This window comes from Vibrio sp. S457-15 (genome assembly GCF_000960545.1).
Taxonomy (GTDB): Bacteria; Pseudomonadota; Gammaproteobacteria; order Enterobacterales; family Vibrionaceae; genus Vibrio; species Vibrio parahaemolyticus.
Map to the genome: position 1 here is coordinate 225347 of NZ_JYOQ01000005.1, position 22600 is coordinate 247946.

The window sequence follows — 22600 nt, forward strand, 5'->3', positions numbered from 1 at the left end:
TTTATTCCCTAATATCGGTCAGGAGCCCTACTTTAGGGATTCCAGCACGACTCAATTCATCAAGTAAAAGGACAACATCAGCGTATGGCGTCGCTGCATCGCCGCCTACTGCGACTGGTGAATCAGGTTTGATGGAACGCTCTGCTTTAACTCGAACAATGACATCTTGCAGTGAAAGACCACGTTGCACTTCTTCATCGTTCACGCTTAGGCCTAAATTGCCGTCACGATCGATTTCAATGATGATAAAGCTGCTATCTGTATCCCCTGCAAGTTCTTGAGCAGGAGTTGCATTTGATGTCTTTGGTAGATCGACATCTACGCCTTGAGTTACAAACGGAGCGGTCGCCATAAAAATAATTAACAGCACAAGCATTACGTCAATATAAGGAACGACGTTAATCTCTGCCGTCATTTTTCGCTTTTTAGGTTGATAACCCGCCATGCTTTATTCCTTATCCGCGCAGTCTCGGCCAGCCATCGCTTGACGATGAAGGATGCTGTGGAATTCTTCTGAAAATGTCGCGTAAGTATGTTCCAGCTTACTTACTTTGTTGCTTAGTCGGTTATAAGCCATTACCGCAGGAATTGCTGCGAATAGACCCATAGCAGTCGCGATCAACGCTTCTGCGATACCTGGGGCAACCATAGAAAGCGTTGCTTGTTTCACTTCACCCAGTGCGATAAACGCATGCATGATGCCCCAAACAGTACCAAACAAACCAATGTATGGGCTGATTGAACCGACAGTTGCTAAGAAAGGTAGGCTTGTTTCAAGCTCATCAACTTCACGCGCAACAGCAACACGCATCGCGCGACCTGTGCCTTCCATAATGTAAGCTGGTGAGTTCGCATTGCTCTTACGTAAACGAGCAAATTCTGTGAAACCTGCGTAGAAGATTTCTTCTGTACCTGCGATCTCGTCTTTGCGCCCTTTCACTTTTTGGTAAAGTTGGGAAAGGTCTGTACCTGACCAGAATTTGTCTTCAAATTGCTCTGCATTTTTTGATGCTTGGGAAAGCACTTTGCTGCGCTTGATGATCATTGCCCATGACGCGATTGACATGCCTAGCAATGTCAGCATCACAAGTTTTACCAACAGACTGGCCTGAAGAAAGAGATCTACAATGGAAATATCAGCAGTCACTATTTGTTAGCTCCGAATTGATAAATGTTGGAATAGCTATTGGTTTCATTTTCTTATTATCGATACATGCTACCTTAACAAAGGCCTTGCACAATATCTTGCCTTGATCATTGACCAACTCTTGACAGAATTGCAAAGACGCACGTTTTATTTCTGACACTCGGGTTAATACTGTCAACTGTTCGTCCAGTCTTGCCCCTTGTTTAAAATCGATATCCATGTGTCGGACAACAAAGCCAATATTTTGTTCCAGTAACACATGTTGAGAAATACCTTTTGCACGCAACATCTCGGTACGCGCGCGCTCAAAGAATTTTAAATAGTTTGAATGATATACAACGCCGCCCGCATCGGTGTCTTCATAGTACACGGTGATCGGCCAGCGGAAGGGATTTGATGTGCCTTGCAAGGGAGTACCAATATATTCAATTCTTTAAAGTGGTTACTATAACTGAAGCAACAGCAATTGGTACTGAACGGAAGGAATATTTTTGATTTTTGTAGAAAAAATAAAAGCCAGACAAACTGCCCGGCTTTTACTCGATGATTTAATAACCAACTTTATTGCAATGTAATTCAATTTACATGAAATAAAGCGCAGTTAGATAAATTAAGATAGCTAACGAGAAGTAAGGGCTAAACAACAATTGCCAGTACCAATTTCTCGGTTTGAAGCCTACGCCGAACACCATACTTGAGCACAATGCCCAAATCAGTGCCGGGGCGATCACTGCGTTAAAGCCACCAATCGCTTGATGGTACGCTTCTGGATCCCACATCACCAATCCTACGTGCATAAAGCCAAGGATGAGGGATAAGACTCTTAACAGAGTCTTATCCATTGGTTCGTGAAACTTCGCTACCTTGTCAGCGAGATTACTCACTGTCTTTGTCCATCATTTCTGAGTGCTCTAACCAAAGAGCGTTGATGATACCGAATGCACAAGCAAGTAGTACACCTAGAATCCATGCGAAATACCACATAGTAATTGCTCCTTAGTATAGTGAGTTTTTGTTGTCTTCAATGTACTGATCATCAAGGCGACCAAACATCTTGTAGTAAGTCCAAGACGTGTAACCAAGGATGATTGGAACCATAACAAACGCTACGCCTGTCATCAGGTTCAGAGTCAACTCAGATGATGTTGCATCCCACATTGTTAGACTGTGGCTTGGCATTAGATCTGAAGGCATGATGAATGGGAACATCGCAAAACCTGCAGTAAAGATAACGCCAGCAACACCTAGGCTTGAAGTGATGAACGAAATCGCACACTTTTCAAGACGAGATGACAATACAGCAAGCAGCGGCATTGCAACACCTAGTACAGGAGCAGCCCATAGTAGTGGGTAGTTTTCAAAGTTCTTCATCCACGCACCAGCTTCACGGATTACCTCTTTGTTTAGAGGGTTAGAAGCTGCATTTGTGTCGATGCCACCAACAATCACGTAACCGTCAATGTTTTGAACCCAGAAGCCTGCGGCAACAAACGCAACCACTGTTAGTAGACCCGTGATTTGAGCGACGTTGCGAGCACGTGTGTGAACTTCACCCGTTGTTTTCATTTGTAGCCAAGTAGAACCTTGCATCAAAATCATGAACAAGCTAACCAGACCACAAAGCAGAGCAAATGGGTTTAGCAGGCCAAAGAATGAGCCATGGTATGTTGGCATCAAAAACTCGCTCAATTGGAATGGAACACCTTGTAGAAGGTTACCAAACGCCACACCAAAGATGATTGGCGGAACAAAACCACTGATTGAGATACAGATATCCCAAGTATTACGCCATTTTGGCTCTTCGATCTTAGAGCGGTAATCTAGGCCCAGAGGACGAAGCCAAAGTGCTGCTAGCGTCAGGATCATTGCTAAGTAGAAGCCTGAGAATGACGTTGCGTAAACCAAAGGCCAAGCGGCGAACAATGCACCACCAGCAGTGATAAGCCAAACTTGGTTACCATCCCAGTGAGGGGCAATTGAGTTAATCATGACACGACGTTGTGTGTCGTTTTTACCGATAATAGGTACAAGCACGCCTACACCCATATCGAAACCGTCTGTTACTGCAAAACCAACTAGTAGAACACCGATTAGTACCCACCAGATGAGTCGCAAGATTTCGTAATCAAACATCTTGTTATCTCCTTACCTTACGCTTCTACTTGGCGGCTAACTTTGTCTTCAACAGAGTCAGCGTTTTGCTCAAAGTGGTAGCGGCCAGTTTTCAGACTGCTTGGACCTTTACGAGCGAATTTCAACATTAGGTAAACTTCTGCAATCAGGAATACCGTGTATAGCGCCAAGATTGCGAATAGTGACGTCCAGATTTCACCTGCAGTCAATGCTGAAGCCGCAACGTGCACAGGAAGAATTTCACCAACAGCCCATGGCTGACGACCGTACTCAGCGACGAACCAACCCGCTTCAATCGCAATCCACGGAAGTGGAATACTCAATAGTGCAGCTTTAAGAATCCATTGTTTTTGTTCGATTTTTTGACGACATGTTTGGATAAATGCCGCACCGAATACGAACAACATAATGAAGCCACAAGCAACCATGATACGGAATGACCAGAATAGTGGCCATACTGTTGGGATTGAATCATCCGCAGCAGCTTGGATTTGCTCTTCTGTCGCATCAACAACATTGTCTGTGTAGCGTTTTAGAAGTAGACCGTAACCTAGGTCACCTTTCACTTCATCAAACGCAGTCATGTTTTCTTCTGACTTGTCACCAGCACGAAGTTTCTCAAGAAGTTCGTAAGCGTACATACCGCCACGAATACGCTCAACGTGCTCATCACGAAGGTCGCGAAGACCTGTCACTTGCTCATCAAAAGAACGTGTCGCGATGATACCCATTACGTAAGGGATCTTGATTGCGTAATCGGTGTGCATGGTTTCTTGGTTAGGAACACCAAACAACGTAAACGCTGCTGGAGCTGGTTCTGTGTGCCATTCTGCTTCAATTGCAGCAAGCTTCACTTTTTGAACTTCACCAAGCTCGTAACCAGATTCGTCACCAAGAACGATGGTTGATAGGATCGCAGCAATACCGAAAGATGCAGCGATAGCAAATGAACGACGAGCAAACGCAATATCACGACCTTTTAATAGGTAGTATGAACTGATGCCTAGAATAAACATTGCGCCACAAGTGTAACCAGAAGCAACCGTATGCACGAACTTAACCTGAGCAACTGGGTTTAGTACAACTTCAGAGAAGCTTACCATTTCCATACGCATGGTTTCGAAGTTGAAGTCCGCGCCTACTGGGTTTTGCATCCAGCCGTTTGCGATAAGAATCCAAAGAGCAGAGAAGTTAGAGCCCAGCGCCACAAGCCAAGTAACAGCTAAGTGTTGGCGTTTAGATAGACGATCCCACCCGAAGAAGAATAGACCAACAAAAGTTGACTCCAGGAAGAAAGCGACAAGTGCTTCGATCGCCAGTGGCGCACCAAAGATGTCACCTACATAGTGGGAGTAGTACGACCAGTTAGTACCAAACTGGAATTCCATGGTAAGGCCAGTAGCCACACCAAGTGCAAAGTTAATACCGAACAGCTTACCCCAGAACTTGGTCATGTCCTTGTAGATTTGCTTGTTCGTCATTACGTACATCGATTCCATAATGGCCAAAAGGAAGGCCATACCAAGGGTCAATGGTACGAATAGGAAGTGATACATCGCTGTTAGTGCAAACTGCAACCGCGATAGATCAACTACGTCAATCATGGTAACTCCTATGTGTCGGCTGAATGACACTCTCTACATATTGCAATCCATATCCAGGTGTTATTCACACTTGAATAATTGTTGAATTATCACAACTCTTTGTTGCAAAAATGTGCTTCATTGGTTAGTTAATTGTTAAGCATCAGCTAATATAGCTGGGGCTAATATTACTTGTAAAAACAGATTGTTTCAAAAGGTTTATAGCCGGAATGCGCTTTGATATACATCAATGTTTATGCGCTGAATTTGCACAAAAATCCATCACATTGATCCAGATCAACCCGTATTAGAAGCGTATGTTAAGAGAGAGTAATCAGGAGAGAAATTAACCAGTTGCATGCAAACATCGAGTTAACAATCAGTGCTTTTTTCTTACCTAATTAGTATTAGAAGAAATTCAATAAATGAGAGGTTGGTCACTTATGGTGAAAGGCTGAGCATTTTTGCTCAGCCTTAGAATCTTATTTTTCAATTCCGAAATGAAGATATGCACGATCTGTGGCGATTCTTCCTCGGGGAGTGCGTTGTAAATAGCCTTGCTGAATCAAATATGGTTCTAGCACATCTTCAATGGTGTCTTTTTCTTCACCAATAGCGGCAGCCATATTGTCGAGTCCAACTGGACCACCACCAAATTTCTCCATGATAGCGAGAAGAAGCTTGCGGTCCATGTAATCGAAGCCCTGAGCATCCACATCCAACATATTAAGCGCTTTATCAGCAACATCGGCACAAATATGTCCGTTGCCCTTCACTTCTGCATAGTCACGGACACGGCGCAATAGACGGTTTGCAATACGAGGCGTACCACGAGCTCGTCGAGCAACTTCTAACGCGCCTTCTGGCTCCATCGACAACCCTAGGCAATCTGCACTGCGTTGAACAATGTTCTGTAGATCTTGCACTTTGTAGTACTCAAGACGCTGAGTAATACCAAAACGGTCACGCAGCGGAGAAGTCAAAGACCCCGCACGCGTCGTTGCGCCAATCAATGTGAATGGTGGCAAATCAATTTTGATAGAACGTGCGGCCGGGCCTTCACCAATCATGATGTCCAATTGGTAATCTTCCATTGCCGGATACAGCACCTCTTCGACCATAGGGCTAAGACGATGGATCTCATCAATGAAAAGCACGTCGTTTTCCTCAAGGTTGGTCAACAACGCGGCCAAATCGCCTGCTTTTTCGAGAACAGGTCCAGAAGTAGTACGGATGTTCACTTCCATCTCGTTAGCAACAATGTTTGCCAACGTCGTTTTACCCAAACCTGGAGGGCCAAAAATAAGTAGGTGGTCTAACGCCTCACTACGCAATTGTGCCGCTTTGATGAAAATCTCCATCTGATCACGGACATGATCCTGACCTTGATAATCCGCCAACTTTTTAGGGCGAATAGCACGGTCAATAACATCTTCATCACGAAACGCTGGATTTTCAGGAGCGATTAAACGATCGGCTTCAATCATACTGTTACCTTGAACTTTCCGTTACACCATTGATTTTAGTGCTTCACGGATCAGCTGCTCGCTGCTCATGTCCGGTTTAGCAATTTGAGAAACGACTTTCGACGCTTGAGTTGGCTTGTAGCCTAGAGCAAGAAGTGCGCTGACCGCCTCTTCTTCTGCACTATTTGACGAAGCGGCAGCCGAGTCAGTAGGAGCGGCATCAGTAAACGGCGTGAATAAGTCGCCAGCTCCCCAACCTTTTAAGCGGTCTTTCATTTCAACGACTAAACGCTCGGCGGTTTTCTTACCAACACCAGGTAACTTCACAAGCGTAGAAACATCTTCACGCTCTACACAAGACACAAACTGGCTCGCTGTCATGCCTGAAAGAATACCTAAGCCAAGTTTAGGGCCAACGCCGTTTGCTTTGATCACTTCACGGAATAGCGCACGCTCTTTTACTGTATTAAAACCGTAAAGCAATTGCGCGTCTTCACGCACAACAAAATGAGTATAAATAATCGCTTCTTCGCCGATATTTGGCAGTTCGTAGAAACAGCTCATTGGCATCTGAACTTCATAGCCAATGCCGTTAACTTCAATTAAAACTTCAGGTGGTTGCTTTTCAAGCAAAATGCCGCGAAGACGTCCAATCACTATAAATACTCTTTGGAAATGAATTTGCGACAGGATAATAAAGAACTGGATAGACATCCAGTCCTTTATGCTGTGGGGTTAGATTTTTGAGACAACTTGATCAAGTTGTTGTGTGAGCGTCCGGACAGCAACAACTTGACCGCTGAGCTCTTTGCCATATTGAGCCACAATCTCGGCAATGTATTTTGTATTCACTACACTATTCGCCACTTCACTACTCGCTTCATCAAGTTCTTTTAGCGCTGCCATTTGCGTTGCCATGATGCTTGATAAACTTTGTACGTCATGAGATATCGTCGTCACTTGCTGAATAATAGTGTTCATCCTCTCCGTGCTTGACGTCACTACGTCTTGACCATGCTTTACTTCTTGCTCACTACGATCAAGTAAGTGACGAATCTCAATAGCGGACTGGCTACTCTTCGCAGATAGCTCTCGTACTTGCTCGGCAACCACAGCAAAACCTCTGCCCTGCTCTCCTGCTCGCGCCGCTTCGATTGCCGCATTTAAAGCCAGCAAGTTGGTTTGCTCTGCGACAGAGGTAATCAAGTCTGCCACTTTCATGATTTCTTCATGGCTAGTAATGATCTGGCTGATCGCTTGGGTAGAATCCTCCAGCAATTCCGAGCTTTTCTCTGCTTGTTGATGAACGTCTTCACTCTTCTCGCGCAGCTCTTCCACAAACTTGCTCGACTCTTCAATCCCTGTGGCCATGTGATGTACTTGTTGGCTCATTTGCTCTGCCGCACTTGCTTGAGATTCACTATTCACGTTGAGTGCATTGACTTGCTCATCCAACTGCGACGATTGCTCATCAAGCGCTTGCGAAACAGATTTCAGCTCTATCGAATTTAAATTAGCTTGTTCCAATACTTCAGCCAGATGCAGTTCACCTTCTGTTGCTTTTTTGGCGACTTGTTCACTTTCGACTTTTGCTGCTTCGGCATTTTCAATCGCATCATCACGTTGCTTAGCAGTAAATGCCTGAGCGATACAAATCACCACCAGCGGCAATACGGTACCAGACCAAATTTCTAATCGCTGAGAAGCTTCCGATAATACCAGTTGAGGAAACTCAAAACCTGAAACATGCTGATGTGTCATTAAGGCGGAAATGGCAATCACCACGCCACTCCAAGCAATAGCGATAAGACGAGTGCCAGATAAGAAGAAAGCGACAACCAACAAAGGCACCCAATAAGTTTGAGTTGAATCAACCACACCACCACTTTGATAAATGATATTGAGTGCATGCACCGACATCCCGACAAAACCAAGGTTAAGTGATAACGCAGGTTGCTTAAACCATTTGAGACTAGAAGCGGAAATAAGCTCAAGAGTAATCAGAATGACAGAAGTTAAGATCAAGCTTTCGTGTCCATGCTTGAACCACTTAATTAAGCTATAAATTCCGACCAGAAAAGCGATGAAGGTAAATAAAGAGAGGATGTCAGCTTGACGTTGTTGCGTTCTCGTCCATTGAGGTTGGCGCGGCATAAATACACTGCGCCACAGCGTGGCTGGATTCATGTTCAATCTTCCTTGATTGATTTCTTATTAGACATCCGACCACTATAGTTTTGCAACATTTTCACAACAAATTTATTCCTTAAATCTGTCTGAGGTGTCTCATTTTTAGTACGGTGAGAGTCTAGCGATAACGCCCTTTTCTCGCACTGCTTGCTTTACCTGCGAGCGCAACCAAGGTCTTGTTCGTATTGGCATGACAAATTGCCACACCGAGTGCATCCGCGGCATCGGCTTGAGGCTTTGCAGGTAATTTTAACATGTGCTGCACCATGTGCTGAACTTGCACTTTGTCTGCACCACCAGTCCCCACTACAGCTTGCTTAATAAGACGGGCAGCATACTCATACACAGGAAGATCCGCATTCACCGCCGCAACGATCGCACTACCGCGAGCCTGCCCTAGCTTTAGAGCAGAATCGGCATTTTTCGCCATGAACACTTGCTCAATTGCAAATACGTCTGGTTGAAACTGGGTGATGATTTCCGTAACGCCGGCATAGATTTGCTTAAGCCGACCTGGCAATTCTTTTTCTGAGGTACGAATACACCCACTGCCAAGATATTGCAGATGACGGCCTTGCTGGCGAATAACGCCATAACCAGTAATACGAGAACCTGGGTCAATACCCAAAATAATTGACATGAAGCGTCCTAAATAACTCGCTATTTTTATTAGAATCTAAACCCAAGCATTCTTAAGTCGTTTGGATATATCCCATTAAAACAAAAACTCCCGCAGGTGCGGGAGTTTTTTCTTTAATTGTTGTGCGCTTATTCTGCGTCTTTTGCTTTCGCTGCAGTTACCGCAATCGCTAGTTCTTCTAGAGCCGCTGGGTTTGCAATGCTTGGAGCATCTGTTAGCAAACACGCCGCTGCTGTTGTTTTCGGGAACGCGATAACATCACGGATGTTCTCAGTACCACATAGCAACATTACTAGACGGTCTAGACCGAATGCAAGGCCAGCGTGTGGAGGCGTACCGAATTTTAGAGCGTCCAATAGGAAGCCGAATTTCAATTGTTGCTCTTCTGCATCGATACCTAGGATATCGAATACCGCTGCTTGCATTTCTGCGTTGTGGATACGTACAGAACCACCGCCCACTTCGTAGCCGTTTAGCACCATATCGTATGCGTTTGAGTTCGCTACTGCTGGGTTCGCTTTTAGCTCTTCCGCTGTCACACCTAGAGGTGATGTGAATGGGTGGTGCATCGCGTGTAGGTTGCCTTCGTCGTCTTCCTCGAACATTGGGAAGTCAACAACCCATAGAGGAGCCCAAGTGCCTTCTTTAGTCAGGCCTAGGTCTTTACCTAGTTTAAGACGAAGTGCGCCTAGTGCTTCCGCAACGATGTTAGCTTTATCTGCACCAAATAGAATGATGTCGCCAGATTCCGCTTGAGTGCGATCTAGGATACCGTTGATCACGTCTTCGCTTAGGAATTTAGCTACAGGAGATTGGATACCTTCCACACCTGCTGCACGGTCGTTCACCTTCATCCATGCTAGACCTTTTGCACCGTAGATACCTACGAACTCTGCATAGCCGTCGATTTGCTTACGAGTTAACTCTGCACCGCCTGGTACACGGATAACTGCAACGCGGCCTTTTTCGTCGTTCGCTGGACCAGAGAATACTTTGAACTCAACGTCTTTTACTAGGTCTGCAACGTCTACTAGCTCTAGTGGGTTACGTAGGTCTGGCTTATCAGAACCGAAACGACGAATCGCTTCGCTAAATGGCATTACTGGGAATTCACCTAGGTCAACGTTCAGTAGCTCTTGCCACATTTCACGAACCATTTTTTCAGTTACTTCACGAACTTGATCAGCCGTCATGAATGACGTTTCGATATCGATCTGAGTGAATTCTGGTTGACGGTCGGCACGCAAGTCTTCATCACGGAAACACTTAACGATTTGGTAGTAACGGTCAAAACCAGACATCATTAGAAGCTGTTTGAATAGCTGTGGAGACTGAGGAAGCGCGTAGAAGCTGCCTTTGTGAACACGGCTAGGTACTAGGTAGTCACGCGCGCCTTCTGGTGTCGCTTTGGTTAGTACTGGTGTTTCGATGTCTAGGAAACCGTTGTCATCTAGGAAACGACGAACAAAGCTAGACGCTTTAGCACGTAGCTTGATACGGTCGCTCATTTCTGGACGACGTAGATCTAGGTAACGGTACTTCAGACGTTGCTCTTCTGAGTTCTTTTGGTTGAAGTCTAGAGGCAGAACGTCACTGCGGTTGATGATTTCAAGACCTTTCGCAAGGATCTCAACTTCACCTGTTGCCATGTCTTTGTTTACTTGGCTTTCTGGACGAACGCGAACTTCACCCGTCAATTTGATACAGAATTCATTACGAAGTGTGTTAGCCACTTCATACGCATCCGCCATATCTGGATCTACAACTACCTGAACGATGCCTTCACGATCTCGCATATCAATGAAAATAAGACCGCCTAAATCACGACGACGGTTAACCCAGCCGCAAAGTTCTACAGTTTGTCCTGCAAGGGACTTGTTCAGGTGACCACAGTAATGGGTACGCATAATGAAATTCCCAATCTCTCAAATATTGTTAACTACGCTCTGTCAGCCTCATTGCCGAGCAGAGTAAAGATTCCGTTATACGCTGAAAGTCTATGAAAATCGACTACTCAACATACAATTAAGTGTGTTTTATCATTCCCTGGTGGTTTTTAGTACAACAAATGTTCAAAAGCCCACCAAAGCGAAAAAATTGGTGGGGATTATAGCGTGAAATTACCTATTTCAGCAAAACTCTCGTAAAGTGCGTACAGGAGATACAAACAATAAAGAATGATGGATAATTTACCCCTTCGACTTGGTTTAACCATGTGGTCTCACAACCAATGGCAACAAAGCTTTTACGGTAGTGGAACTAAACCTGCTGAGCGTTTAGAAAAATACGCTCAGGTATTTCATACTGTGGAAGGAAATACCACCTTTTACGCCACGCCGACACACAACACGGTGCAAAATTGGAAAGCCGCGACTCACGACGATTTCAAATTCACGTTTAAGTTGCCCAAAGCCATCACCCACGAACAAATGCTCAAAGGCTGTAGCGAGCAGTTACGTGACTTCATGAAAGTCATGGAGCCGCTGCATGAACGAGTCGGTCAATGGACGATTCAGCTTCCTGCCGCTTTTGGTCCCGAACACCTCGATAGACTGAAAAAGTTTTGCGCCAGTTTCCCACCCAACTTTCCATTGGGCGTAGAAGTGCGTCATATGGCCTTTTTCTCTAAAGGCGAGGAAGAGCGAGCGCTTAATCAGTGGTTGGTCGAAAACGGTATTGACCGAATAATCATGGATAGCCGCCCTGTATTTGCGGCAAAGCCTGACAATGAAGCCATCATTGATGCTCAAATGAAGAAGCCCAAAGTTCCCGTTCATGCGATTGCAACCGCTTCACACCCGATGATTCGTTTTATTGGCCATCCGGAAGAACAACAAAATTACGACTTCTTTGTGCCTTGGCTAAGTAAATTGCCACAGTGGATTGCGGAAGGTAAACAGCCATATGTGATGATTCACACAGCAGACAATATTATTGCACCTGAGCTGGCAGCGAACATTTACAAGAATCTACAAAAGCATGTCGCCCTGCCAGATTTAGCCCCCTTCCCTGCCAATGATGGCAACTCGCAGTTACAGATGTTCTAACAATAATTTGCTCAACGCATGACAGAGGCGCGAATTTCTCATAAAATACGCGCCTTTTTTGATGCCTGACGTTTTTTGAAAACTAGACCAATAGTTTTTTGAAGACGAATCGCCCCGTCAGCTTGTATGCAGAGATTTGGTTATGAACCCTAAGAGCAATCCAGATACTATTTTTTCGGCTCCAATCGATAAAATTGGGGATTTCACGTTCGATGAACGCGTAGCGGAAGTTTTCCCTGACATGATTCAGCGATCAGTGCCGGGTTACAGCAATATCATTTCTGCAATCGGTATGTTGGCTGAACGTTTTGTTAAGCCTCACTCAAACATCTACGACTTAGGTTGTTCTTTGGGTGCCGCTACGCTGTCTATGCGTCGTCATATCAAACAAGAAGGCTGCCAAATCATTGCGGTAGACAACTCTCCAGCAATGGTTGAGCGTTGTAAGTTACACGTCAACGCTTACCGCAGCGACACACCAGTGACTGTGGTTGAAGCCGATATTCGTAATATCGAAATCGAAAATGCATCTGTCGTGGTGCTGAACTTCACACTCCAGTTTTTGTCACCAGAAGACCGCTACGCGCTGCTTGAGAAAATCTATGCAGGTCTGCGCCCGGGCGGCATTTTGATTCTGTCTGAAAAGTTCGTGTTTGAAGATGAAGTATCGAACGAGCTGCTCATTGACCTTCACCACGATTTCAAACGTGCCAACGGTTACAGCGAACTGGAAATCAGCCAAAAACGCAGCGCGATCGAAAACGTGATGCGCCCTGACTCGAAGAAAGATCACAAAGAACGTTTTGCGAAAATTGGCTTCTCAAGCTACGACGTTTGGTTCCAATGCTTTAACTTCGGATCTATGTTCGCGATTAAGTAAGGTTCGCGATCAAATAGAATTCGCGACCAAGTTACGTTTGCGGCCTTAGGCAGCAATTCAATTATTTTTTACACCATCAACTCAGCGATTAACTAACTATGTTTAACTTTGCAAATTTCTACCAATTGATTGCCCAAGACACACGTCTTCAACCTTGGCTGAATGTGTTACCACAACAGTTAACGGACTGGCAAAATGCAGAGCACGGTGACTTTGGTCGCTGGTTGAAAGCACTGAACAAAATTCCAGAAGGCTCACCAGATCAAGTTGATATCAAGAACTCTGTAACCATCAGCAACGATACGCCTTTCCATGAAGGCGAACTGAAAAAGCTAGAAAACTTACTGCGTACTTTCCACCCTTGGCGCAAAGGTCCATACACGGTGCACGGCATTCATATCGATACCGAGTGGCGTAGCGACTGGAAATGGGATCGCGTACTTCCACACATTTCTCCACTGAAAAATCGCAGCGTGCTCGATGTGGGTTGTGGCAATGGTTACCACATGTGGCGCATGTTAGGCGAAGGTGCTCGTCTTTGCGTGGGTATCGACCCGTCTCACCTGTTCCTGATCCAGTTTGAAGCAATTCGCAAACTCATGGGCGGTGACCAACGTGCGCACCTACTGCCGCTGGGTATTGAACAACTGCCTAAACTGGAAGCGTTTGATACCGTGTTCAGCATGGGTGTTCTATACCACCGTCGTTCTCCACTTGACCATTTGATTCAACTAAAAGATCAGTTGGTTTCTGGTGGTGAGTTAGTATTGGAAACTTTGGTAATCGAAGGCGATGAAAACGCAGTACTTGTGCCGACCTCACGCTACGCTCAAATGCGCAATGTGTACTTCTTCCCGTCTGCGAAAGCACTAAAAGTGTGGCTAGAACTGGTTGGTTTTGAAGATGTTCATATTGTGGATGAGAACGTGACTTCTGTTGATGAACAACGCACAACAGATTGGATGACACACAACTCTCTACCAGATTACTTAGATCCAAACGATCCAAGCAAAACAGTGGAAGGCTACCCGGCACCACGCCGCGCTGTGCTGGTAGCACGTAAGCCATAATTAACTGAGATTTCTGACATTGTCTTAACTCTTTCCTGCCATTAAGACATTACCCTCTCTTCTATTCTCATCAAGGGTGCACTTTGCATCCTTGATTATTAGCTTTTCATCACTATTCCTCACTCAATAAGAGATAGAGAAAGATTCTTACTTGTGAGCCTTTATCGATATAAGCTAAACTCTTAAAAAACAAACAACTTAATCCAATCCCAAGGTTTTCAATGTTAATACGATTGACTCCGGTTGTTGCCATCGCCTTATTATCTGGATGCACACTTACCAAAGGCGAACAGTACCACCAAGAAACGTTAGCCGCTATTCAAGCTTCAGAAGCGAATTTCAATAATCGCATAACTAACTTAGAGCTGCAGATCAGTAACCAATCAGATTACATCGACAGCCTTGAAGACCAAGTCGATAAGTTACAAGGTGATCTAAGCACCTTCCGCGAAGAGGCAATGGCAGAGGTTAAAAAACCGAAAGAGCCTATTATTGTCCAAGCGCCCGCCCCTATTGAACCAACGCCGACTCATGACATCGTTTTAGGTTCAATCGAAAAAGTGACCATCGACTCCATCAAACAAACGTTTGATGCTCGCGTCGATACAGGTGCGGCTACATCATCTTTGAATGCAGTTGATATTGAAGAATTCGAAAGAAACGGCAAAAACTGGGTTCGTTTCCATCTTGCTGATGCAACAAAATCAGAAGAAGAGAAAAATACATGGATCGAAGCGCCTGTTCTTCGTTATGTGAAAATTCGTCAAGTAACAAGCGAAGAACTGGAGCGTCGCGCAGTGGTCGAACTTTGGGTGCGAGTTGGAAAAATTCATGAAAAAGCGCAATTTACGTTGGCGGATCGCTCCCACATGAACCATCCTGTTTTACTAGGTAGAGAATTTATGCGCGACATCGCATTGGTTGATGTGAGCCGTACATACATTCAAACGGACGAAGATAAAAAATAATAAGGTAGATTATGACGTCAAAAATACCGTTTTACCTTTCAATCATCTTGTTGGTGGTTGCGGGCATTGCTTTGAGTGTTTTCAGACACCAAAATTACGGCGTGCCTTGGACGCCAGGCGAAACACGTCAAGTGTGGGATGTAGAGGCTCGTATCGAGTTCAATGCAAACGGGAATGAAGTGAAAGCTTCTCTTGCCGCTCCTCATACACAGAGTGGTTATACACTGATTGGCGAGTCTGCTTCTTCTTCTGGTTATGGCGTTTCCTACATTAACTCTGATTCAGGTCGCCGTGCCGAATGGTCGATTCGCCAAGCGAAAGGCCCTCAAACAATTTACTACAAAGCGCAGTTCTTAGTTGATCCACAAGCTAAAGTAGAACCACTGCCTCCTGCTGGCGATATCACGCCACCGACTTTATCCGCTCCGCAACAAGCGGCAGCAAGCGCCCTCATCGATCAAGCCATGAGCCGTTCTGCGGACAACGTGACGTTTGCACGCGAGTTAATCAAAGCGCTTAACGATCCAGACAGCCAAAACTCCGCTCTATTATTGAACGATTTTGACCGCACCGATGCATTGCACAAGATTCTTCTGTCAGCTGGCGTTCAAAGTAAAATTGTTGGCGTAATCGAGCTTGAAGATGGCCGTCGTCGTCAAACCATCCAACCGATGGTGCAAGTTTGGTCTGGAAAAGATTGGGTTCTGTTCTCGCCAAATTCAGAGCAGAAAGCCGTAAAACCTAACCTTCTTGTTTGGGATGAATCGAACGTTTCGTTACTTGACCTTGTGGGAGGTAAGAACAGCCAAGTTCATTTCTCCATGATCAAACAAGAAGTGACGCCTCAACAAGCGACAAACAACAAGGTTGAGGCCGATGGCCTGCTTAACTTATCAATCCACAGCTTGCCTCTAGAAGAGCAAGCGATGTTCAAGACCATCATGCTGATCCCAATTGGCGCATTGATCGTTGTGTTCCTGCGCGTGATTATTGGTCTTAAAACCTCTGGTACGTTCATGCCAGTACTGATTGCGGTTGCGTTCGTTCAAACGCAGCTTGTGACTGGTATTGTGGGCTTCCTATTAATTGTTGGTACAGGCTTGATCATCCGAAGCTACTTATCGCGGCTCAACTTACTTCTGGTAGCAAGGATATCCGCGGTTATTATCACGGTTATTATGATCATCTCGGTGTTTACCGTTGTAGCATTCAAGATTGGTTTGACAGAAGGTCTAACAATCACCTTCTTCCCAATGATCATCTTGTCATGGACGATCGAACGTATGTCGATTCTGTGGGAGGAAGAAGGCGCGAAAGAAGTAGCAATGCAAGGTGGTGGTTCACTACTGACTGCGGTACTGGTTTACTTGGCGATGACCAACTCGTATATCCAGCACTTAACGTTTAACTTTATCGGCCTACAGCTAATTGTTTTGGCGGGTATTCTATTACTAGGTACTTACACTGGTTACCGTCTAACAGAACTACGTCGTTTCAAACCGCTAGCGGAGGATTAAACGATGTTTGAACGTTACACTACGCCATCAAAACTTCGCCACAAAGGCATTATGGGCATGAACAAGCGTAACCATAGCTACATTGGTCGCTATAACGATCGCTCTAAATACCCATTGGTGGATGACAAGCTAAAAACCAAGATCATCGCTCAAGCTGCAGGGGCAACCGTCCCTGCCCTTATCGGCGTGATCCACAACCAAGCAGAAGTAAAAACCATCCACAACATGGTGAAAGACTGGCCTGGTTTTGTGATCAAGCCAGCTCAAGGCAGCGGTGGTAAAGGTATTCTAGTGGTGACATCGCATAAAGACGGTGTGTACACCAAACCTTCTGGTGCGACAATCAACAAAGAAGAAGTGGAACGCCACATCAGTAATGCACTGGCGGGGCTGTTCTCGCTCGGCGGTAAGAACGATGTTGCCGTGGTTGAGAACTTGATTAAGTTTGATGACTGCTTCGATGGTTTCAGCTACGAAGGTGTGCCAGACGTACGTATCATCGTATTTAAAGGCTACCCTGTCATGGCGATGATGCGCTGCTCAACATCAGCGTCTGATGGTAAAGCTAACCTTCACCAAGGCGCGGTCGGCGTCGGCATTGATATCGCAACAGGCAAAGCCATTCGCGCGGTGCAATTCGACCAACCAGTAACGCACCACCCAGATACGGGTAAAGATTTATCGACTCTGCAAGTGCCTCATTGGGAGCGTTTGCTAGAACTTGCGTCAAGTGCTTGGGAAATGACGGGGCTTGGTTACATGGGCACCGACATGGTTCTCGACAAAGAAGAAGGTCCGATGGTACTTGAGCTGAATGCTCGTCCTGGTTTGGCTATTCAAATCGCGAACGGAGCAGGATTGCTTCCTCGCTTGAAGCATATTGAAAGCCTCGGCACTCCAGCGGAGTACCCTAAGCCTATAGAGCGCGTAGCCTACGCGGTTGAGCAATTTGGTGTAAAACCAAAGTTCTAAACCTTACAAGCTAGCAATCAGCACATGGTTGCTAGCTTTTTTCTTTCTGCCATCGTTTTCACTCCCCTTCCTATCTCATTTCGCCGGTTTCATCATTTGAATCAATGATCGAGCTAACAGAATCAACATAGATCGTTTCTTTTCTACTGAGCCCATTGAGTATGATGTTTACTCCCCTTACTCAACTTAAAGAGGTTGGGCGATGCTAACAAAAGAAACAAATAATAATGAACCACAGCTTGTAGACCAGGAAACTTTTGACCAACACTTACAGCGTTTGTCTGAGCTTTCGGTTCAAGCACTTGAAGAGCTTGCTGAAATTATCGAAGCTGGAACCGATATTTCAGAGGAATAGCGCTTAGATTGTTTCCAATACTCCCTGCTATTGGTCTAAGTGCTCACGAAAAAGCCGAGACTGTCGTCCTACAGCCTCGGCTTATTTTATGCCCGTTACCTGCATCTCTCTGTTAATCAGATACAAAAACGCCCGCTTTAATTGCGGGCGTTTTTTATGCTTCCAAGCTTATGATTCAAACTCTTCAATCATTTCTTGAACTTCACTCTTCGGTTTATCTGTTTGACCAAAGCCACGTAGACCAACAACGTGTACGTGTTCGTGATCTTTAAACACCTTACGTACCAACTTGTAGGTTGTACCTTTCTCTGGGCTAATGTTCTCTGGCGCAGCAATCAACAGCTGCATATCCAGACGGTCACACAGTTCGAATAGCGTTGAAATCGACTTCGCATCCAGACGAGCCGCCTCATCGAGGAACAACAAACGACATGGGATGATGTCTTTGCTGCGTAGACGACGGGATTCTTCTTCCCAGCTCTGAACAACCATCAATAGGATAGACTGGCCAGTACCGATTGCCTCACCCGTTGATAGCGCCCCAGATTCCGCTTGCAGCCAACCATCAGAACCACGGTTAACTTCCACACTTAGCTCTAGATAGTTACGATAATCCAGTAGCTCTTCACCCAGAACCTGAGGAGAGCGTTGACCCATATCGATGTGAGGGTTCACGCGTTGGAACAGTTTTGCCATCGCTTCTGAGAAAGTGAAACGTGGAGATTCAAACAAATCTTTATGCTGTTCTTGCTGCGAAGACAGACCATGTAATAGCACTTCATGGCTTTCACGGATCTTCACGTTTAGACGCACACCTTTCACCTGACCGAACGAGATGTTCGACAAGCCTTGGTTTAGCATGCGAATACGGTTTTGCTCACGCTGAATCGTCTTCTTGATGATGCTTGCCACAGACTCAGAGCTGATTGCCAGACGGTTTTCGCGTTGAGTTAGCTCTTCAGTCAGACGCGCTAGCTCTACTTCCATTTCTTCGATGGCTTCTACTGGGTCATCTGTGCGGATGATGTCCTGACGAATACGCTCACGAAGGTGCTGGTAAACCGCAATGTAAAACAGAACTTTACGCTCTGGACGTGCATTATCTTCAGACAAACGTAACGCATCACGTAGGTCATCATTGTTTGCAACAGCAAGACGCAGCGCACCCAACGATTTATCCGACATTGAACGCAGTTCATCGGCAGACATGTACGCCAACTCGCGCTTGTGAAGACGACGTTCAACATCGTTTTCACGTGCCAAGCGAAGTACTGAACACCAGCCCGCTTTCGCAGCAACCACGAAGGTACGCAGCTCTGCGTATTCCTTCTGAACTTTCTTCAGACGTTTCGCCAGACCTTTCATCTCTAGCTCAGTAGAGGTGATGGTACGCTCGTATTCACTCTTACGACTACGAGATGTGTGTAGACGCTCGTGCAGCTCATCACGGCGACGGATCGCACGCTCTTCTGCGCCTTCATCGGCGTTAACACCAAACTCTTGCAGTTCTTGTTTGAACTCTTGAACGGTTTCCAATTTCGCTTGGTGCGAGCTTTTCAATGATGCCAATACTTGGTTGTATTGGTTCATTTGACCTTGCGCTTGTTTCAACTCTTCACGAGAGCGTGTACGCATTTGCTCAGCCTGAACCAGCTTCGCTTTTAACTGCTCACTAAGTTCACTGCTTTGGTTAAGCAAATCAACAGAGTCTGAATAGGCAAAGTAGTGACGACGCTCAACGAGGTCAGACAAGGCAAAGATCTGCTTCTTCAATTCTTGAAGTTGCTCGTCCGCAGCTTTGTATTCTGCTTCTAACGCATCGAACTGTTCAGGGTCTGCATCAAGTGCAGAAGCAATTTTTTCAAGCTCAGCCACGGCTTTCGCGTGGTTGTTCAAGAACGCTTTCGCTTCTGACAGTTGCGCAATTTTCTCTTCCAGCTCGTCGAAACGCGCTTGCAGCGTATCGTCTTCAATCAGAGCCATGTTTGGTGCGAGCTTGTCTAACGAAGACAGAGCTTGCTTGCTAGTCTGAAGCTGAGAACGATGTTGTTGTTCTTTCGCTTCCAAATCAGCCAATACACGGGCGATTTGACCACGTTTTTCGCGAACATTTGCCAATGCTTGTTCTGGGTCAGCTTCAAACGCGACTTGAATGTGGTTAGCCACAAACTGGTTGAATGCTTGGTATAGACGCTGCATCTTTTGTGAATCGAAAGCCGCTTTTGCGTGCTTCTCAACCACTTCCTCACGTTCATTGCGCAGTAGCTCTAAACGCTGTTCACGCGCCGCGCGTCCAAACAATGGAATTTCAGGGAAACGAGAGTAACGCATTTGGCGGTCGTTCATACGAACGCATACCGCGCCTTCAAGTTCTTCTGCGTCAAACGAACTGTCATCAAAGGCATCTATGTCACCTTCAATGATGTACAAATCTTCCGGACAGTCGTCTAGCTCTACCAGTTTCTCTTCGATACCCGACAGGTCAGAAACCACAATCGCGTGACGTGCCGGACCATACATCGCGCTGAAGTAAGGTGCGTCGTCGATTGTAATGTCGTCGTAAATCTCGGATAGAAGCACACCGCCTAGTGTATCTGCCAAGCCTTTCAGACGAGGATCGTTTGAACCACCAGGTGATGCCAATCGTTCGATTTCGCTTTCTAGTTGCGAGCGACGCTCTGCCAGTTTGTCTTTCGCTAGAGACAGTTCTTTCTCTTGCTCCAGAACAACCTGCATGTGGCTCATCACAGCATGGCGATCTTCTAAGTCTACACCGCTTTGCTCACGCAATTTTTCTAGCGCATCGTTCGCCGCAATCCATGTTGGTGCAATGGCTTCTAGCTTGTTGATTTCTGCCGCAGCATCTTGTTCTAGACGACGCTGTTCACTGCGTTGTTCACGCAGCTCTTCTTGCGTCATTTCTAGCGTTTCGATTTGCATCGCGTGACGTTCACGTTCTTGTTCAAACGTGATTTCGTCCGTCAGTTCAGCATGGAACTGTTTTTGATATTCCGTGACCAATTCACGAGCTTGACGCTGTTGGTTTAAGCTACGTTCGAGGTCGCGATGTTGAGCACGCCATTGTTGTTCGTTTTGTGCGATTTGCTGAGATTCACGCGCTTTCGTAATGACGATTTTCGCTTGTTCAGCCGCATCTTTACGTTCGACTTGCCCAACGATACTTTGTACGAGCTTCAGCGCAGTTTCAAATTGCTCTGCTGCTGCAGAAGACATATCCAGCTTGTGCTTAACCGATAACAGCGCATTGGTGCTTTCTGATTCTTTGTTCTTAAGCTCAGAAACAAGTGCTTGCGCGGATTCTGCCGTCAGGCAGTCATCACCAAGTAGTTGTTTCGCTTTCTCAAGTGCTTGAACCGCTTGTTGGTATTGAAGAGCACGAGTTTGCTGAACGTCTAGTGCTTGTTGGTAGTCAGCAAGTTGCGTCTTGAGGCTGTCCACCTCTTCTTCTGCAACGGTTGCTTGCTCTTCCACCATCATCACGCGTTCTTGCGCTTCTTCAACGACCATCATCTGCTCTTCAAGACGCTCGCTAAGCTCTTCAAGATCTTCTTGGTAACGTTCGATTTTCTCTTGCTGACGCAGTGCGTTTTGCACCAATTGCAAGTGGTCAGAAGCCGCTTGATAGTCTTGCTCTAGGGCCGATTCCGATTCGATTAGAAGCTCAAGTTCTTCTTGAACGCGATTAAGCAGATTGTTTTGCTCAATCAACGTCTCGCGTGAGCCAAAGAGCTCAGAGCGCAAAGATAGAGTTTGTTCAAGCTTGTTGCGACGATCGTTAGCATGGCGCATGTAGTCAGCAGCCACGTAGTTTGTCGACTCGGTGATCAAGTGTTTGAACAAGTCACGGTCAGCCTGAGTGGTTTTGATCGCTTCTAGCGTCATGCGGTTTTCACGCAACGCCGATTCCATGTCTTGGAATGCTTTCTTCACACCACCGTTTTGTGGCAGAAGGTAATCGCGCAGTGAGCGTGTAATCGCACTCGAGATACCGCCGTAAAGCGAGGCTTCGATCAAACGATAGAATTTAGAGCGGTCACTTGAGTTGCGCAATTTCTTCGGAATCACACCGAACTCGAACATTTGCGCGTGGTAATCCACGATTGAAGAGAAGGCTTTGAATTGAACGCCTTCAAATTCCGCAATCGCATCTTTGACTTCATTGATTTGACGTACGCGCGCTTGAGTCGCCGATACGCTTTCAACCAGAATATCCGTTGGTTTCACATGGCTTGGAAGACCTTGGATAACAAACGGTTTGATGTCTACTTTTTTGTCACGACCCGCGACTTGCTGCAGTTTTACTGCAAACAATAGACGTTGGTTACGTGAGTTCACTACGTCTAACGCTGCGTAACACGCACCCGGCTGTAGCTTACCGTATAGACCTTTATCGCGAGACGATTGGCTGCTGCCCGCTTCGGTTGTGTTACGGAAGTGCAGTAGCGTTTGGTCAGGAATCAACGCTGTGATAAACGCTGCCATCGTGGTTGATTTACCGGCACCGTTACCGCCCGACAGCGTCGTAACCAGACCATCGATGTCAAACGTACGGGCAAAGAAGCCGTTCCAGTTGACCATGGTCAGCGATTGATATTTACCGCGTTCAATCAT

The 22600-nt window shown here is 45.9% G+C and carries 20 protein-coding genes; 7 read left to right on the forward strand and 13 right to left on the reverse strand.

Annotated elements, in window-relative coordinates; all coding sequences use genetic code 11:
- Position 1: 1 nt before the first annotated feature.
- The 12 genes from UF05_RS01280 to aspS all read right to left on the reverse strand — a co-directional run bounded on the left by UF05_RS01280 (position 2) and on the right by aspS (position 11066).
- Positions 2–445, reverse strand: a complete 444-nt coding sequence (locus UF05_RS01280) for an ExbD/TolR family protein (protein WP_005485411.1) — start codon at positions 443–445, stop codon at positions 2–4.
- A 3-nt stretch (positions 446–448) separates the two neighbouring features.
- Complete coding sequence (gene tolQ, locus UF05_RS01285; protein WP_045546159.1) at positions 449–1147, reverse strand: protein TolQ; 699 nt, start codon at positions 1145–1147, stop codon at positions 449–451.
- Entirely contained in the window at positions 1137–1556 is a 420-nt protein-coding gene (gene ybgC / locus UF05_RS01290) for a tol-pal system-associated acyl-CoA thioesterase (RefSeq protein WP_005483618.1), read from the reverse strand. The genes tolQ and ybgC overlap by 11 nt, the downstream gene beginning before the upstream one ends.
- Before the next feature lie 172 nt (positions 1557–1728).
- A complete protein-coding gene (gene ybgE / locus UF05_RS01295) occupies positions 1729–2031 on the reverse strand; it encodes a cyd operon protein YbgE (RefSeq protein ID WP_005495828.1) in 303 nt (100 codons plus the stop codon).
- Positions 2024–2131, reverse strand: a complete 108-nt coding sequence (gene cydX / locus UF05_RS23805) for a cytochrome bd-I oxidase subunit CydX (protein ID WP_000270284.1) — start codon at positions 2129–2131, stop codon at positions 2024–2026. Before cydX ends, ybgE begins: the two co-directional genes overlap by 8 nt.
- A gap of 12 nt (positions 2132–2143) precedes the next feature.
- Positions 2144–3280, reverse strand: coding sequence for a cytochrome d ubiquinol oxidase subunit II (gene cydB, locus UF05_RS01305; protein WP_045546160.1), 1137 nt, complete (start codon positions 3278–3280; stop codon positions 2144–2146).
- 17 nt (positions 3281–3297) lie between these two features.
- Complete coding sequence (gene cydA / locus UF05_RS01310; protein ID WP_005457265.1) at positions 3298–4884, reverse strand: cytochrome ubiquinol oxidase subunit I; 1587 nt, start codon at positions 4882–4884, stop codon at positions 3298–3300.
- 461 nt (positions 4885–5345) lie between these two features.
- The gene (ruvB, locus tag UF05_RS01315; RefSeq protein WP_005457270.1) at positions 5346–6350 is read right to left on the reverse strand and encodes a Holliday junction branch migration DNA helicase RuvB; all 1005 of its coding nucleotides are present in this window, start codon (positions 6348–6350) and stop codon (positions 5346–5348) included.
- Positions 6351–6371: 21 nt separating this feature from the next.
- The gene (gene ruvA / locus UF05_RS01320) at positions 6372–6986 is read right to left on the reverse strand and encodes a Holliday junction branch migration protein RuvA (RefSeq protein WP_005486097.1); all 615 of its coding nucleotides are present in this window, start codon (positions 6984–6986) and stop codon (positions 6372–6374) included.
- A gap of 78 nt (positions 6987–7064) precedes the next feature.
- Positions 7065–8516 carry a methyl-accepting chemotaxis protein gene (locus UF05_RS01325; RefSeq protein WP_025621968.1) on the reverse strand — a complete coding sequence of 484 codons (1452 nt, stop codon included), beginning with the start codon at positions 8514–8516 and terminating at the stop codon, positions 7065–7067.
- A gap of 121 nt (positions 8517–8637) precedes the next feature.
- Entirely contained in the window at positions 8638–9159 is a 522-nt protein-coding gene (gene ruvC / locus UF05_RS01330) for a crossover junction endodeoxyribonuclease RuvC (RefSeq protein WP_005457261.1), read from the reverse strand.
- A 128-nt stretch (positions 9160–9287) separates the two neighbouring features.
- Entirely contained in the window at positions 9288–11066 is a 1779-nt protein-coding gene (aspS, locus tag UF05_RS01335; RefSeq protein ID WP_005483110.1) for an aspartate--tRNA ligase, read from the reverse strand.
- 273 nt (positions 11067–11339) lie between these two features.
- Here aspS and UF05_RS01340 point away from each other — a divergent pair, with 273 nt between their 5' ends.
- The 7 genes from UF05_RS01340 (at position 11340) to UF05_RS23815 (ending at position 17968) form a co-directional block, all read left to right on the forward strand.
- Positions 11340–12206, forward strand: coding sequence for a DUF72 domain-containing protein (locus UF05_RS01340; protein ID WP_045546210.1), 867 nt, complete (start codon positions 11340–11342; stop codon positions 12204–12206).
- Between the two features lie 142 nt (positions 12207–12348).
- Positions 12349–13086, forward strand: a complete 738-nt coding sequence (gene cmoA / locus UF05_RS01345) for a carboxy-S-adenosyl-L-methionine synthase CmoA (protein WP_020904006.1) — start codon at positions 12349–12351, stop codon at positions 13084–13086.
- Between the two features lie 98 nt (positions 13087–13184).
- Complete coding sequence (gene cmoB / locus UF05_RS01350; RefSeq protein WP_005483112.1) at positions 13185–14156, forward strand: tRNA 5-methoxyuridine(34)/uridine 5-oxyacetic acid(34) synthase CmoB; 972 nt, start codon at positions 13185–13187, stop codon at positions 14154–14156.
- A gap of 221 nt (positions 14157–14377) precedes the next feature.
- On the forward strand, positions 14378–15124 hold the full coding sequence (locus UF05_RS01355; protein WP_005457212.1) for an ATP-dependent zinc protease family protein: 747 nt from the start codon (positions 14378–14380) through the stop codon (positions 15122–15124).
- An 11-nt stretch (positions 15125–15135) separates the two neighbouring features.
- On the forward strand, positions 15136–16641 hold the full coding sequence (locus tag UF05_RS01360) for an inactive transglutaminase family protein (protein ID WP_005495851.1): 1506 nt from the start codon (positions 15136–15138) through the stop codon (positions 16639–16641).
- 3 nt (positions 16642–16644) lie between these two features.
- Positions 16645–17613, forward strand: a complete 969-nt coding sequence (locus UF05_RS01365) for an alpha-L-glutamate ligase-like protein (protein WP_005457241.1) — start codon at positions 16645–16647, stop codon at positions 17611–17613.
- 202 nt (positions 17614–17815) lie between these two features.
- The gene (locus UF05_RS23815; protein ID WP_005457235.1) at positions 17816–17968 is read left to right on the forward strand and encodes a hypothetical protein; all 153 of its coding nucleotides are present in this window, start codon (positions 17816–17818) and stop codon (positions 17966–17968) included.
- Positions 17969–18136: 168 nt separating this feature from the next.
- Here the strand turns inward: UF05_RS23815 and mukB are convergent, their stop codons facing one another.
- The gene (gene mukB / locus UF05_RS01370; RefSeq protein WP_031831403.1) at positions 18137–22600 is read right to left on the reverse strand and encodes a chromosome partition protein MukB; all 4464 of its coding nucleotides are present in this window, start codon (positions 22598–22600) and stop codon (positions 18137–18139) included.